Source organism: Streptomyces sp. NBC_00096 (assembly GCF_045041305.1).
GTDB lineage: Bacteria > Actinomycetota > Actinomycetes > Streptomycetales > Streptomycetaceae > Streptomyces.
Map to the genome: position 1 here is coordinate 3,982,580 of NZ_CP108221.1, position 13,578 is coordinate 3,996,157.

Annotated in this window: 14 protein-coding genes; 7 read left to right on the plus strand and 7 right to left on the minus strand. The window is 71.5% G+C overall.

Annotated features, from left to right (window positions below; genetic code table 11):
* The first annotated feature begins 3 nt into the window (after window positions 1-3).
* Genes OG904_RS17550 through OG904_RS17570 form a run of 5 tightly spaced genes read left to right on the plus strand, consistent with a single transcriptional unit; the run spans window position 4 to window position 3,346 of the window.
* On the plus strand, window positions 4-603 hold the full coding sequence (locus OG904_RS17550) for a 4Fe-4S dicluster domain-containing protein (protein WP_405491986.1): 600 nt from the start codon (window positions 4-6) through the stop codon (window positions 601-603).
* On the plus strand, window positions 600-1,271 hold the full coding sequence (locus OG904_RS17555) for a ubiquinol-cytochrome c reductase iron-sulfur subunit (RefSeq protein ID WP_405491988.1): 672 nt from the start codon (window positions 600-602) through the stop codon (window positions 1,269-1,271). Before OG904_RS17550 ends, OG904_RS17555 begins: the two co-directional genes overlap by 4 nt.
* Complete coding sequence (locus OG904_RS17560; protein WP_405491990.1) at window positions 1,268-1,636, plus strand: hypothetical protein; 369 nt, start codon at window positions 1,268-1,270, stop codon at window positions 1,634-1,636. The genes OG904_RS17555 and OG904_RS17560 overlap by 4 nt, the downstream gene beginning before the upstream one ends.
* Before the next feature lie 2 nt (window positions 1,637-1,638).
* The gene (locus OG904_RS17565) at window positions 1,639-3,066 is read left to right on the plus strand and encodes a NarK family nitrate/nitrite MFS transporter (RefSeq protein ID WP_405491992.1); all 1,428 of its coding nucleotides are present in this window, start codon (window positions 1,639-1,641) and stop codon (window positions 3,064-3,066) included.
* Between the two features lie 37 nt (window positions 3,067-3,103).
* A complete protein-coding gene (locus OG904_RS17570) occupies window positions 3,104-3,346 on the plus strand; it encodes a hypothetical protein (RefSeq protein WP_405491994.1) in 243 nt (80 codons plus the stop codon).
* Window positions 3,347-3,359: 13 nt separating this feature from the next.
* On the opposite strand, the gene mscL is transcribed toward OG904_RS17570, so the two are convergent.
* From mscL to OG904_RS17590, 4 genes are all read right to left on the minus strand, one after another.
* On the minus strand, window positions 3,360-3,863 hold the full coding sequence (mscL, locus tag OG904_RS17575; protein ID WP_405491996.1) for a large conductance mechanosensitive channel protein MscL: 504 nt from the start codon (window positions 3,861-3,863) through the stop codon (window positions 3,360-3,362).
* A 120-nt stretch (window positions 3,864-3,983) separates the two neighbouring features.
* Window positions 3,984-4,571 carry a hypothetical protein gene (locus OG904_RS17580; protein WP_405491998.1) on the minus strand — a complete coding sequence of 196 codons (588 nt, stop codon included), beginning with the start codon at window positions 4,569-4,571 and terminating at the stop codon, window positions 3,984-3,986.
* A gap of 152 nt (window positions 4,572-4,723) precedes the next feature.
* The gene (pyrF, locus tag OG904_RS17585) at window positions 4,724-5,419 is read right to left on the minus strand and encodes an orotidine-5'-phosphate decarboxylase (protein WP_405492000.1); all 696 of its coding nucleotides are present in this window, start codon (window positions 5,417-5,419) and stop codon (window positions 4,724-4,726) included.
* Between the two features lie 241 nt (window positions 5,420-5,660).
* Window positions 5,661-6,179 (minus strand): hypothetical protein, encoded by a 519-nt coding sequence (locus OG904_RS17590; protein ID WP_405492002.1) that lies wholly within the window; start codon window positions 6,177-6,179, stop codon window positions 5,661-5,663.
* A 659-nt stretch (window positions 6,180-6,838) separates the two neighbouring features.
* Here OG904_RS17590 and OG904_RS17595 point away from each other — a divergent pair.
* Both OG904_RS17595 and OG904_RS17600 read left to right on the plus strand, forming a co-directional pair.
* Window positions 6,839-8,470 carry a hypothetical protein gene (locus tag OG904_RS17595; protein WP_405492004.1) on the plus strand — a complete coding sequence of 544 codons (1,632 nt, stop codon included), beginning with the start codon at window positions 6,839-6,841 and terminating at the stop codon, window positions 8,468-8,470.
* A 207-nt stretch (window positions 8,471-8,677) separates the two neighbouring features.
* Window positions 8,678-10,669 carry a hypothetical protein gene (locus OG904_RS17600; RefSeq protein WP_405492006.1) on the plus strand — a complete coding sequence of 664 codons (1,992 nt, stop codon included), beginning with the start codon at window positions 8,678-8,680 and terminating at the stop codon, window positions 10,667-10,669.
* Window positions 10,670-10,784: 115 nt separating this feature from the next.
* Here OG904_RS17600 and OG904_RS17605 read toward each other — a convergent pair whose 3' ends face one another.
* The 3 genes from OG904_RS17605 to OG904_RS17615 form a co-directional block, all read right to left on the minus strand.
* On the minus strand, window positions 10,785-11,618 hold the full coding sequence (locus OG904_RS17605; RefSeq protein ID WP_405492008.1) for an S-methyl-5'-thioadenosine phosphorylase: 834 nt from the start codon (window positions 11,616-11,618) through the stop codon (window positions 10,785-10,787).
* A gap of 90 nt (window positions 11,619-11,708) precedes the next feature.
* The gene (locus OG904_RS17610; protein ID WP_405492010.1) at window positions 11,709-12,017 is read right to left on the minus strand and encodes an FmdB family zinc ribbon protein; all 309 of its coding nucleotides are present in this window, start codon (window positions 12,015-12,017) and stop codon (window positions 11,709-11,711) included.
* Window positions 12,018-12,084: 67 nt separating this feature from the next.
* On the minus strand, window positions 12,085-13,416 hold the full coding sequence (locus tag OG904_RS17615; RefSeq protein ID WP_405492012.1) for an MFS transporter: 1,332 nt from the start codon (window positions 13,414-13,416) through the stop codon (window positions 12,085-12,087).
* Between the last annotated feature and the right edge of the window lie 162 nt (window positions 13,417-13,578).

Here is a 13,578-nt window from a genome sequence, read left to right on the forward strand (position 1 = left end):
GCCATGATGGGCCGCACGATCTTCATCGACCCGGGCCGCTGCATCGGCTGCCAGGCCTGCGTATCGGCTTGCCGTGAGTGCGATTCGCACCGCGGCAAATCGATGATCCACCTGGACTACACCGAACCCGGCATGTCCGTCGCCTCCCTCCCGAGCGTCTGCATGCACTGCGAGGACCCGGTCGCACCCTGCGCCGAGGTCTGTCCCGCCGACGCGATCCTGGTGACCGCCGACGGCGTGGTCCAGCAGGCCGACACCACCCGCTGCATCGGCTGCTCCAACTGCGTCAACGCCTGCCCCTTCGGCATTCCGAAGATCGACCTCCAGGCGAAGCTGCAGATGAAGTGCAACCTCTGCTACGACCGCACCGCATACGGCCTCGCCCCCATGTGCGCGACCGTCTGCCCGACCGGCGCCCTCTTCTACGGAACCCTCGAAGAGCTCCAGGCGGAGCGTCCCGGGGTCCAGGTCGCCGATTCCTTCGTCTTCGGCGACGTCGTCGTCCAGACCGGCGTGGCCATGGTCGTCCCCGCCGAGAAGGTCCAGTGGCCCGTCCCCGGCGGCCTGCCCGTCGTAGAGGTGAACGGAGTGGACGTGCGATGAGCGTCACCGAACAGCCCCCTCCGCACCCGGGGCCGGCCCCGGACGACGGCGCGGCCGCCGACGCCGCGATCGAGCAGCTGCGCGACCGGATCAGCGCCGACTCCCTGACCACCCGCCGCGACTACCTGCGGATCGTCGCCACGGTCTCGGGCGGCCTGGCCATCGGGGGTGTCGGCGTCGCCGCCGGCATCCTGCACCGGCACGGCGACAGCGAGGGCCTGCCCGCGCCCAAGAAGGTCAGTGACCATCTCGCCCCCGGGAAGTCCGTGGCCTTCCGCTTCCCCGGCGAGGAGGACCGGGCACTGGCCGTGCGGCTGGCGGACGGCTCCCTCGTGGGCTACTCCGCCGTCTGCACCCACCTGGCCTGCGGGGTGCTGTGGCGCAAGGAGCGGGGTCCCGACGGCGAGCTGTACTGCCCGTGCCACGAGGGCGTCTTCGACGCGCGCACCGGCGCGGTCACGGCCGGTCCGCCGCCCCGCCCCCTGCCGAAGGTCTTCCTGATCGAGCAGACCGACGGCAGCGTCTGGGCCGTCGCCGTCGCCCGGTCGGAAGAGCCGGCCAAGGAAGCGCTCTGCCGGCAGTTCGGTGATTCCCACCCGGTGGAGTCCGCCCGCCTGGGCTGCCCCGGGACGGCCCGGGCGGCCACCACCGAGAGGAGGCCCACGTGAGCGAGACCCCGCTGCCTCCCCGCCCGGAGTACCACCCGGGCAGCGCCGATCCCAGGCTCAACCGGCCGGTGCGCGAGCGGTACCCCCAGATCCGCTCCACCAGCGGGTACGGGGACCCCCGGGTCCGGCACACGGGCCCTGGCCCGGGCGCCGGCTCCGAGCAGGAGCCCGAACGCTCCTCGAAGCTCAACGCGCGTCTGGCACTGGCCCTCACGGTCGTGATCGGGCAGCTCTGGGCGCTCACCGTGACCGTCAACGAGTGGATGAAGGGAAACACCGGCACGGCCTGGTGGGGGGCGGGGTTCCTGATCCTGTCCTTCCTCGTCGTGATCGGACTGTGGCTCCTCGACCCGAAGGACCGATGACCATGTCGATACCCACGCCAACCCCGTCGGTGCCCCACAGCCACCGGGTGGAGAGCTACAAGCCGGGGGCCACGATCGCCGACTGGAGGCCCGAGGACGAAGGCTTCTGGCAGTCCACCGGCCACCGGGTCGCCCAGCGCAACCTCTGGGTCTCGATCCCCGCCCTGATGCTCGGCTTCGTGGTCTGGCAGGTCTGGTCGGTGACCGTGGTCAAGCTGAACGACGTCGGCTTCGGCTTCTCCAAATCGCAGCTGTTCTGGCTGACCGCCATCCCCGGCGTCACCGGAGGCACCTTCCGGATCCTGTACACCTTCATCGGGCCGATGTTCGGTGAGCGGAAGTTCACCGCCTTCAGCACGCTCATCCTGGTGGCGCCGATGCTGTGGCTGGGCTTCGCGCTCCAGGACTCCGGCACCCCCTACTGGGAGCTGGCGCTGATCGCGGCCGTCTGCGGTATCGGCGGCGCGAACTTCGCCTCCTCGATGGCGAACATCGGCTTCTTCTTCCCCAAGCGGGAGAAGGGCAGCGCCAACGGTCTCAACGGCGGTCTCGGCAACCTCGGCGTGAGCGTGGTCCAGCTGGTCGCCCCGCTGGTGGTCACCGCGGCCGTCCTGGGCGCCCCGGCGGGTGGACCCCAGCACGACGGGAAGAAGAACACCGACATCTGGCTGCAGAACGGTGCCTTCCTCTGGGTGCCGCTGCTGGTCATCATGGCGCTGGCCGCCTGGTTCCTGATGAACGACCTCAAGGTGGCCGCGGCCCCCTTCAGCCAGCAGAAGATCATCTTCAAGCGCAAGCACAACTGGCTGATGACCTGGCTCTACGTCGGCACCTTCGGGTCGTTCATCGGCTTCGCCGCCGGCCTGCCCCTGCTGATCAAGAACAACTTCGAGGCCCAGGGCTACCAGGCCACCACCTACGCCTGGATCGGCCCGTTCATCGGGGCGCTCACGCGCTGGGGCGGCGGCTGGCTCTCGGACAAGATCGGCGGAGCCAGGGTCACCATCCTGTCCTTCGTGGGCATGGCCGCGGCGCTGGTCGTGGTCATCTTCGCGCTGCCGTCCGGAGGGCAGGAGGGCGACTTCTGGCCCTTCTACATCGGCTTCCTGGTGGCCTTCGCCTTCTCCGGCCTGGGCAACGGCTCGACCTTCAGGCAGATCCCGGTGATCTTCCGCGACCAGCACATGAGGGAGGCCGCGGGCAAGGGTCCCGAGGCGCAGGCCGCCGCGCTGAAGCAGTCGGAGATGGAGTCGGGAGCCGTCACCGGCTTCTCCTCCGCCATCGCCGCCTACGGCTTCTTCTTCATCCCCGCGATGTTCGCGGCGATGGCCGTCACCAACGCACTGTGGATCTTCATCGGCTTCTATGCCACGTGCCTGGTGGTGTGCTGGTGGTTCTACGCCCGCAAGGGCGCCGAGGCTCCCAGCTGAGCGGGGCCGGTGGCGGGGGCGGCCGTACCCTGGAGGCATGAGCAACGCCTCCGCCACCGACCCGCAGGACCCGCAGACCGCCGAGGTCTCCGAGCCGGTTCCCGGGAAGACCGCGCCCGCGGCGAAGCCCGGGCCGAAGCCGCGGCTGGTCTTCGACGACCCGCTCGACCAGCAGTCCGCGGACGACACCGACCGGGGCTGGGGCGAGCGGCCGCCCGCCGGGGGAAGTGCGGCCGACCTGGCCCGCTTCCTCGACGAGAAGCCGCCGCACCACGTCTGAGCCGCCGGGGCGGTCAGAAGCCGTCGCGCGAACCCGGCGCCAGGCCGCCCCCGCCGTTCGCGCCCCGCTGGGCGACCAGTGCGTCCCGGATCTCCTTGAGGACCTCCAACTCGGTGATCTCCATGGTCTCCTGCACGCCTTCCTTGGCCTTGCGGCGCGCCTCCTGCCGGGCGAGGTACTTCGACATCGGCAGAACCATGAGGAAGTACACGACCGCGGCGGTGATCAGGAAGGTCAGCGCGGCGTTGAGCACCGAGCCCCAGAGGAGCTCCACACCCGTCGCCTTGCCGTCCGGGCCGACCCCGCAGGTGTCCTTGATGCAGCTCTTGTAGGCATCCAGACTCTGGGTGCCGACGAGGCCGATCACCGGGCTGATCAGGCCCTTCACGACCGAGTTCACGATGTTCGTGAACGCGGCACCGATGACCACGGCCACCGCCAGGTCGACCACGTTGCCGCGCATCAGGAAGGCCTTGAAGCCTGCCAGCACGCTCACCTTCTTCTTCTCGCTCACCAATGAGCCTTTCTTCGCATCTGCTGAACATGGAGCCAACGGTTCCGAAAGCTACGGCAGTCCGGGCCCGGCGTGTCCAATCGGCGCCCATCTCACGGTGACTTGACTGTGCGCTTGTTCGATTCAACACAGTGTCACCGCCAGCCGGGACAGGGTGCCCGCCCCCACGAGAGCCCGCGCGGTTTCCCGGGGGACGGACAGGACCACCAGTGCCCCGTCGTCCCCAACCTCCTCCTCGGGAAGGGGCACTTCGGCGACTCTGGCCCCGGCCGCCACCACCCGGGGAGAGCCGCCGCGCTCCGCCGCGACCACGTCCACCCGGTCACCGGGCCGCAGCAGACGCACCGTCGCCGCGTCCGCGATGCGCACGGGCGCCGACACCATCCGCACGACCGCCGGCGGCGGCTTCGGTTCGGGCGGCGCGGCCCCCCGCGAGGCCTCGGCCTCGGTGCCGCCCACCACCAGCGCGGCCGCCACCACTGCCAGCCCGGCCGCGGCGCTGCGCCGCCGGCGGCGCACGGCCCTGCGCAGGCGGTCCCCGGCCCGCCCCACGCGGAGCGGGGGGAAGGAGGGAACGGGGCGCGCGGGGGTGTGGACGTGGGAGGGCGACGAGGACGGGGAGGTCAGGGAGAACGGGGAGGGGGAGACGGCAGGGGAGGGAGCAGAAGTGGAAGGGCGAGAGGAAGAGGAGACGCGGGACTTCGCGGTCATGACGGCCACCACCTGACGGAGTGAGATCCGGTGCCCGGACCCGACGTCCGGACACCCCTCACGATCCACCGCCCCGCCGGATCCCGCCGGGCCCTGTGGACCATCCCCAGCCTGTGGACAGCCCCGTCACCCGCGTGAGTTACCCGCGCGCGTTACCCACCGGCCGCGATCCGCCGCAGCGCGGCCACCGGATCCGCGGCCCGCGTCACCGACCGGCCCACCACGACGTGCGAGGCCCCCGCCGCGAACGCGGCCCACGGGGTGCCGGCCCGGGCATGGCCGCCGCTCTCCCCGCCCGGCAGCGTCACCCCCGGCGTGACGATCAGCCGCTCCGGCCCCAGCAGGGCCCGTAGCGCCCCCGCTTCCCCGGGAGCGGCGGTGACCCCGTCGCATCCGGCCTCCGCCGCGAGCCGGGCCAGCCGCAGCACCTGCTCGTCGGTGCTCGCGGCGATGCCGATGTCGGCGAGGTCGCCGCCGGTCATGCTCGTGACCACGGTCAGCGCGAGCACCTTCAGCCGGGGGAACTCCCGCGCCGCCCCGACCGCCGCCGCCATGATCCCCGTACCGCCCATGGAGTGCACGGTCACCATGGACGCGCCCAGGGCTCCGGCGGCGCGGACGGCGCCGGCCACGGAGTTCGGGATCTCGAAGAGCTTGAGGTCTAGGAAGACCTCGCGGCCCTGCCCCACGAGCTCGCGTACGAGGCCGGGTCCGGCGGCGGTGAGGAGTTCCAGGCCGATCTTGTAGGAGCCGCAGGCGTCGCCCAGGCGCGCCACGAGGGCCTCGGCCTCGGTGCGGTCGGCGAAGTCGAGGGCCACGATGGTCCGGTGATCGGCAGCGTTGTTCACCCCACCAGTCTCCGGGGCGGCTGCTCGCCCGGGGTCCGGCGGGAGCCCGGAAGCGGGCAAGCCCGAGTGGCCGCGCGGGCAGGTGGCGGGTCGGTGGCCCGACCAGCCACCCTCTGGCCCTTGCAGCCGGGGTGGTGCATGTGGTGCGCCTGTGGTGCTCGTGTGCTCGTGTGCTCGTGTTGCCGGTGTTATCGGTGGTGTTGGGCAGCGGGAGGCGGGGCCGCCGGCCGCTGCCCCCGTGCTACCAGGTGAAGTTCGACGCCTGTGCGCTGGTCGCGGTGCAGTAGATGCTGGCGACCCCCGGCGGGGTGATCGACACCGTGAAGTTGGCCGCGCCCGGAGCCCCGGCCAGTGCCGCGACGTTGGTCGTGTCGCCCGTGGCCAGCGTGCCCGTGGTGAGCGGGAGCGGGCCGACCGTGACCGAACCGCCCGCGACCATCGGCGGGTTGATGGTCCCGGAGAACTGCGTGGTTCCGGCGACGCCGTTCTTCGTGACCTTGATGACGGTCGCGATGGTGTTGGCCCCGATCGGGGCCGTGCCCGCGGGGACCTTGATCGCGGTCGACGCGAGCTTGAGCTTCTTGACGCCGCCCGAGTCGGTGGCCGTGAGGGTCACGCTGCCGCTTCCCCAGGTACCGCAGTTGAAGCTCGCGGTCGTGGTGGCCGGGGCGACCGCGTAGGCACTGGTCGACAGTGCGATCGAGGCCGTTATCGCGGCCGCGCCTGCGGCTGCGATGGTGGCGATCTTGAGGCGGGACATGGTGGTGCTCCCTTCGAGAACCTTGCGGACATGAGGGGTGTCGCAGGAGCCGCGGGCTTGCCGTACCGGCAGTGCGCCGCGTGGTGACGGGAATTCCCGGGCCGGACCTCCGGGGGCTCGGCTGTGCCCGTTTCGTCGGGGCCCAGGTGTGGCTGGATCCAGTATCCCGAATTGCAGTGAAGCCGCGCTTTCGGGTGGGAGTCAAGTCTTTCCCGGTAATTCTTTTCGATTACGGAGGTGAGTCGGCAGTGTAAAGCGAAGGAGGCCCGGAGCCCCTCGGTTGACTTTGTAGGCGGGGTCGTAAAGGGCGTCTGACGTACCGTCAACTTGGCTATTCCCTTCTGTACCCGGCTGCGCCACGCTGTGCGCTCCGGGTGGTGCGGAGGGTCAATCCGCCCACTCCGGGTTGTATGCGTTTGATCAGGTCAGAGCGGCAGTCGGGCGGATGTATCAAAGAGAGGTCGGGCGTTACAGAGTCGCGAGCCGAGTGCGCTTGTCGCAGGCGATTCTTCTGTCCATTTCGATGCGTCGTGGGCATTCGGCGCGATGGGTACAGAAATTGACCGAAAGGGAATCCGTCCGCAGTCGGTCGCTCGAACCGCCGGCGCCGACTCACCCACGAGCGGGCCGGAACTCCTACTCTCGAATGAGGAGATCAGGTGTTCTTCCAGCGAAGTCCGGTCGCCCGGAGATCGGTGATGGTGGGGGGAGGGCTGACCGCCGCACTCGCCCTGGCGGGCGCGGTGCTGGCGCCCGTGGCGCAAGCGGGAACGATCCGCCCCACCGTGCACTGCGTACTGCCGGCCGGTCAGGGCGATCCCTCCGGCCCGCAGGACGTCACGGTCGAGCTGTCCCCGGCCACGGTGGCGCCCGGCGGCAAGGTGCACGCCAAGATCACCCTCGGCCCCGGCCCGGCGGTCAGCCCGATGAAGCTCGACGACGTGCCGTCCACCCCCTCCATCGACCTCGTGATGTCGGGGGGCGCCACGGGCAAGGTGACCGTGCAGGGGCCGACGGTCCCGGTGGACGTCCCCATGCAGCCGGCGCCGATCGTGATCCCGCCCTACGAGGGGGACTTCTTCGTCCCGGCCAGCGCCTCCGGGCCGATCCAGTTCACCCCCGTCAAGATGAACACGGCCACCGTGGTCTTCGGCGGCAACTACAACACCCCCTGCGACGTCGTCAGCGGCGGCGGAGTGGTCGGTACGGTCACCGCGCAGGGCGGCGGCGGCGCGGAGGCGACGGTGTCGGCGCCGACCGGTCCGGTCAAGCCGAGCACCTCCGTACCCCTGGCCGGAGGCGGCTGGACCGCCGGCGCCGCGGCGACGGCGAGCCTGTGCGACGCGGGCGGCGCCGGGTGCGACGCGACGAAGCTGACCGCCAGTTCGCTGGTCATCGATGCCTCGGGCGCACTCATTGGGAGCGTGACGCTGGCCAACTCCTGGACCGTCGCCGATGGTTCGTATTCCGTCCAGGTCAGCGACGGCACGAAGCAGGCGAAGGCTCCGCTGGAGGTGAAGGCGTACGTGCCGGCGGGCCCGTATGAGCTGACGGCCAGCCCGAACAGGGCCGCGGTGGGCACGGTGATCACGGTCTCCGGCAAGAACTACCACCAGGACCAGCAGCTCAACGTGGTGGCCCTGGACGCCGCGGGCAACACGCTCGACGACACCGCCGTCTACCCGAACACCACCACGGACGGCACCTTCAGCACCGAGTTCACCATCAGTGACCCGGCCATCGCCTTCATCCACACCGACGAGGGAGGCCTGGAGGGGACCGAGACGAAGGTCCCCTTCACCGTCACCACCGGCGGGGGCGGCACCGGCACCCAGAAGTTCACCGTCTCCGTGACCCCCGGCCCGCTGTCGATGAGCCAGTCCGGCGCGGAAGTGAACTTCGGGACCGTCCAGCTCGACGGCACGAGCCACGACGTCCCCGGCACCCTCAACCCGATCCAGGTCTCGGACGCCCGGGGCTCCGCCGCCGGCTGGTCCCTGACCGGCACGCTCAGCGACTTCACCGCGGCGGGCGGCGCCGCCGGAGTGATCCCGGCCGGGGCCGTGAGCTGGACCCCGTCCTGCTCGGCGCACGCCGACGCCGTCGGAACTCCGAACGCGGGAGCGCCCGGAGCACTCGGCGCGACCCCGGCGGGGCTGTGCGAGCTCCCGTCCGGCGGCGGCCAGGTGGTCGGCGGAGTCTTCGACGCCTCCGCCGGGCTGAACCTGCACACCCCGGCGGTCATCCCCGGCGGGAACTACGCGGCGACGCTCACGCTCTCGCTGTCCTGATCCACACCGGAGCAGTGGCCGCACCACGCCAGTAACCGCACCAGGAACCCGCACCGCACCAGGAACCCGCACCACCGGGCCGGGGCCCCGCGCGAACCGCGCAAGGACCCCGGCCCGCCCCGGCCCGCTCCAACCCAAGCCAGCCCAGCCCAACCCCCGTGCAACCAACACCCACCCACCCCCCCTCCACCGACAAAGGGAGACCGGATGCTCTCGTACCGAAGACTGCTGCCCCGGCGCACGCCGCTGGCCTCGGGCGGCCTCGCCCTGATCCTGGCCGCCGGCGCCCTCGCCCTGGCACCCGCGGCCCAGGCCGGCACCGTCACCCCCACCGTGCACTGCTCCCTGCCCGCCGGGCAGGGCGAGGCCACCGGTCCGCAGAGCATGACGGTCGACCTGACCACCACGAGCGCTCCGCCGGGAGGCAAGGTCCACGCCAAGATCACCCTCGGCGTCAGCCCGGCGAAGAGCACCACCAACCTCAGCAACATCCCGACCACCCCGGCCATCGACCTGGCCCTGTCCGGCGGGGCCACCGGCACCGTCACCATCCAGGGGCCGACGGTCAACCTCGACTACACCAGCGGCCAGGCCGTCGTCCTGCCGCCCTTCGAAGGCGACTTCTTCCTCCCGGCCACCGCCTCCGGCGCGGTCAACCTGACCCCCCTGCGGACCCGGACCACCACCGTGGTCTTCGGCGGCACCTACCAGACCCCCTGCGATGTCACCGCCGGCGGCGGGACCGTGGCGACGGTGACCGCGCAGGGCGGCGGGAGCACGGAGGCCTCGGTGACCGCGCCGACCGGCTCGGTGAAGCCGAGCACGTCCGTAGCCCTGGCCGGCGGCGGCTGGACCCCGGGCGCCACGGCGACCCCGACCCTCTGCGACGCGGCGGGCGGCAACTGCGACGCGGCGAAGATCGCGTCGAGCACGCTGGCCATCGACGCCTCGGGCGGCCTGAGCGGCAGCATCACCCTCGCCAGTTCCTGGACGCTCGCGGACGGTTCGTACTCCGTCCAGGTCAGCGACGGCACGAAGCAGGCGAAGGCTCCGCTGGAGGTGAAGGCGTACGTCCCGGCGGGCCCGTACGAGTTGACGGCCGGCCCCGATCACGGCCCGGTGGGCACGGTGATCACGGTCTCCGGCAGGAACTACCACCAGGACCAGCAGCTCAACGTGGTGGCCCTGGACGCCGCGGGCAACACGCTCGACGACACCGCCGTCTACCCGAACACCACCACGGACGGCACCTTCAGCACCGAGTTCACCATCAGTGACCCGGCCATCGCCTTCATCCACACCGACGAGGGCGCCGTGGAGGGCACCGAGACCAACACCCCCTTCACCGTCACCACCAACCCCGTCACCCTCGCCACGGGCGCGGCCACGGTGAAACCGGGCGCGACGGTCTCCCTCTCCGGCACCGGCTGGCCCGGCAACGCCGCCCTGACCGCCGCCCTGTGCGCGGCCGACGGCACCGGCTGCGCCCTCGCCAGGCTCTCCGCGACGAACCTGACCGTCAACGCCGCCGGGGTGCTGTCCGGCACGGTCACCCTCGCCTCCTCGGCGACCGAAGCGGCCTACCAGGTCCAGGTCACCGCGGGCGGTCTGCACGTCACCGCCCCGCTCACGGTGGCGAAGACCTTCATCACGCTCTCCCCGTCCACCGGCCCGGCCGGCACCAAGGTCACCGTCGTGGGCCAGGGGTTCGCCCCGGTGAGCACCGTCCAGATCGACGGGCTGAGGGCGAACGGCTCGAAGGGCTCGGACGGTTACAAGACCAAGGTGGTCGGCCTCGACGGCAGCTTCTCGCAGACCTTCACCGTCAACGATCCGGCGACCGTGGCCCTGCAGGCGCACGAGTGGCTCGTGAACGGGAAGACCGCCGTGGCCCGCTTCACCGTCGGCGGCACCCCGCCGCCGCCCGCGCCCACGTACGCGCTCTCTCCCGACCGCGGCCCCGTGGGGACGGTGGTCCAGGTCACCGGGCGCAGCTTCGCCCCGGTGGCGACGGTGGCCGTGACCGGGCGGAGGGCGGACGGCACGAAGACCTCCGACTCCTGCGTCACGCGGGTGATCGGGCTGGACGGGACGTTCGCGCTGAACTTCACCGTGAAGGATCCGGCCACGACCTCGATCATGGCCTCCGAGGTGCTGGCGAACGGCAAGGTGATCCAGATGGGCTTCACCGTGAGGTAGCCCCCGGAGCGACCTCCGAACCCGACCCCGAACGACCCCCGAACGACCCCCGCCCCGTCCGGCACCGCGAAGGCGCCGGACGGGGCGGGAGGTCTCGTACGGCGTCCGAGGACGTCTACGGCAGCTCGATGCCCAGGTCCCAGCCGTCGTGGGCGTGGGTGCAGAGGCAGGCGCGGGATTCCGTCGGGGGCAGGGCGGCCACGGCGTCGAAGAGGACCTCGCGCAGACGTCCGACGTTCTCCCCGAAGACCTTCAGGACCTCGGTGTGGGACACGCCCTCACCCGTCTCGGCGCCCGCGTCCAGGTCCGTGACCAGGGCCATCGAGGTGTAGCAGAGCCCCAGCTCGCGCGCGAGGACCGCCTCGGGGTGGCCCGTCATGCCGACCACCGACCAGCCGGCCGCCGCGTGCCACCGCGATTCGGCGCGCGTGGAGAAGCGCGGGCCCTCGATGACGACCATGGTGCCGCCGTCCACCGGCTCCCACTCCCGGCCGCGCGCGGCCGCCAGGGCCACCGACCGGCCCACCGGGCAGTACGGGTCGGCGAAGGTGGTGTGCACGACGTTCGGGACCGAGCCGTCCGGGAGGGGCTCGCCGTCGAAGAAGGTCTGCGCGCGGGACTTCGTACGGTCGACCAGCTGGTCGGGGACGAGCAGGGTGCCCGGGCCGTACTCGGAGCGCAGACCGCCGACCGCGCAGGGGCCCAGCACCTGGCGGACGCCGACGGAGCGCAGCGCCCACAGGTTGGCCCGGTAGTTGATCTTGTGCGGGGGGACGGTGTGGCTGCGGCCGTGCCGGGGGAGGAACGCCACCGTCCGGCCCGCGAGCTCGCCCAGGTACAGGGAGTCGCTGGGGGGCCCGTAGGGAGTCTCCACCTGGACCTCGGAGACGTTCTCCAGGAAGGAGTAGAAGCCCGATCCGCCGATGACACCGATCTCTGCATTCGCCATGCGTCCCACCCTAACGGGGCATGCCGAAGGCCCCGCTGTCCGTACGGACGGGCAGGGCCTCGGGTGGATCGGGTGGAGCCGCGGAGCGGGTCAGGCGGCCGAGGAGCTCGACGACGACGAGGAGGTCGAGGTCGAAGACGAAGCCGTCGACGAGGACGACGCGGCCGGGGTGGCGGCGGGCGTCGACGCCGGCTTCGAGGCAGGGGTGCTGCTCGACGAAGCGCCGCGGCTGTCGTTCCGGTAGAAACCGGATCCCTTGAAGACGATGCCGACCGCGGAGAACACCTTCTTCAGGCGTCCGTCACAGCTCGGGCACACGGTCAGCGCGTCATCGGTGAACTTCTGCACGGCCTCAAGGCCCTCACCGCACTCGGTGCACTGGTACTGGTAGGTCGGCACGAATTTCCTCCTGGCACTCTCACTCAATGAGTGCTAACGACGCTCCATGGTGACGTATTCCGGCGGATCAGTCCACCGTCACCGGCACGCGGTGACCCAGACCACGCTCGTTCACACCCGCGGCGGGCGCCGCGGAGGTGGCCGAGGTGGCCGGCTTGGACGAGCTGACGATCCGGCTCGGGGCCTTCGGAGCCAGCTTCGCACGCAGCGCCAGGAGGATGGCCAGCGCGAGGGCGGTGGCCACCAGCGGCACGAGGAAGCCGTACGAGGACCCGTGCGCGTCCGTCAGACGGCCGGCCAGGGTCACGGCGCCGGCCTGCCCGAAGGCGACCGCTCCGGTGAGCCAGGTGAAGGCCTCGGTGCGCGAGGCGGCCGGGATCAGCTGCTCGATCATGGTGTAGCCGGTGATCAGCGCGGGGGCGATGCACAGACCGACGACCAGGCCGAGCGCGCCGAGCAGGATCATCGAGTCCGCGGCCCACAGGACCGAGGCGGCGGCGGTCAGGCCGATGTAGCCGAGGAGCAGGCGGCGGCGCGGGCCGATCTTCCAGGCGATGGCGCCGCAGGCGATGCCGGCGATCATGTTGCCCGCGGCGAAGACGCCGTAGAGCAGACCGTTGGCGCCGGGGTTGCCGATCTCCTCGGAGAAGGCCGCCAGCGAGACCTGCATGCCGCCGAAGACGGCGCCGATGCCGATGAAGGCGACGATCAGGACGCGCAGGCCGTGGAACGACAGGGCCGGGGCGTGCTTCTCACCGTGGGCCGGACGGGCGACGGGCTTGGGCTGCGTGGCGCGCTGCGCGGCGAAGAGCAGGCCGCCGATCAGGGTCAGCGCGGCCTCGGTGACCAGACCGGCCGCCGGGTTGATGCCGGTGCACAGCGCGGTGGCGAGCACCGGGCCGACGACGAAGGTGAACTCGTCGGTGACGGACTCGAACGCGGCGGCGGTGGGCAGCAGCGGGGAGCCCTCGAGCTTGGCCGCCCAGCGGGACCGGACCATGGGCCCGACCTGCGGGACGGATGCACCGGCGGGGACGGCCGCCAGTGCGAGCGCCCAGACGGGCGCGCCCAGCAGCGCGAACGCCACCAGGGAGCTGACGGCGGTGGCGTGCGCGAGGGCCACCGGGACCAGCACGGCACTCTGGCCGTGGCGGTCGATGAGCTTGCCCATGACCGGGGCGAACACGGCCATGGAAATGCCGGTGAAGGCGGCGACGATGCCGGCGCTGCCGTAGGAACCGGTGGTGTGCTGGACGAGCAGCAGGATGCTGATGGTCAGCATGCCGAAGGGGAGTCGCGCGGCGAATCCCGGGAGAACGAAGCCGAGGGCGCCGGGCGTGCGCAGGAGCTGCCCGTAACCGGGGCGGGCGGACTTGTCGGTCGTGACCGCGGATGTCACGGCCTGGCCTTTCCGCTGCCTGGTAGAACTCCCCGTCTGCGGACGATGCGCCGCCTTGTGAGCAGTCGCACCCGTACATGTGGGAGCCCCGAGAGCTGTCCTCTTGCGCCGAACCGAGTGATACCTGGGCACCCACTGCGGGAGGGAGCCACGGCCGCTTTG

What these genes read in the sequence shown, in the direction of transcription:
- OG904_RS17605 (WP_405492008.1), bottom strand. Translation starts at nt 11,618, where the DNA reads ATGGCGAATGCAGAGATCGGTGTCATCGGCGGATCGGGCTTCTACTCC.
- OG904_RS17580 (WP_405491998.1), bottom strand. Translation starts at nt 4,571, where the DNA reads ATGACCGCGAAGTCCCGCGTCTCCTCTTCCTCTCGCCCTTCCACTTCT.
- OG904_RS17565 (WP_405491992.1), top strand. Translation starts at nt 1,639, where the DNA reads ATGTCGATACCCACGCCAACCCCGTCGGTGCCCCACAGCCACCGGGTG.
- OG904_RS17590 (WP_405492002.1), bottom strand. Translation starts at nt 6,179, where the DNA reads ATGTCCCGCCTCAAGATCGCCACCATCGCAGCCGCAGGCGCGGCCGCG.
- OG904_RS17555 (WP_405491988.1), top strand. Translation starts at nt 600, where the DNA reads ATGAGCGTCACCGAACAGCCCCCTCCGCACCCGGGGCCGGCCCCGGAC.
- OG904_RS17550 (WP_405491986.1), top strand. Translation starts at nt 4, where the DNA reads ATGATGGGCCGCACGATCTTCATCGACCCGGGCCGCTGCATCGGCTGC.
- OG904_RS17600 (WP_405492006.1), top strand. Translation starts at nt 8,678, where the DNA reads ATGCTCTCGTACCGAAGACTGCTGCCCCGGCGCACGCCGCTGGCCTCG.
- OG904_RS17570 (WP_405491994.1), top strand. Translation starts at nt 3,104, where the DNA reads ATGAGCAACGCCTCCGCCACCGACCCGCAGGACCCGCAGACCGCCGAG.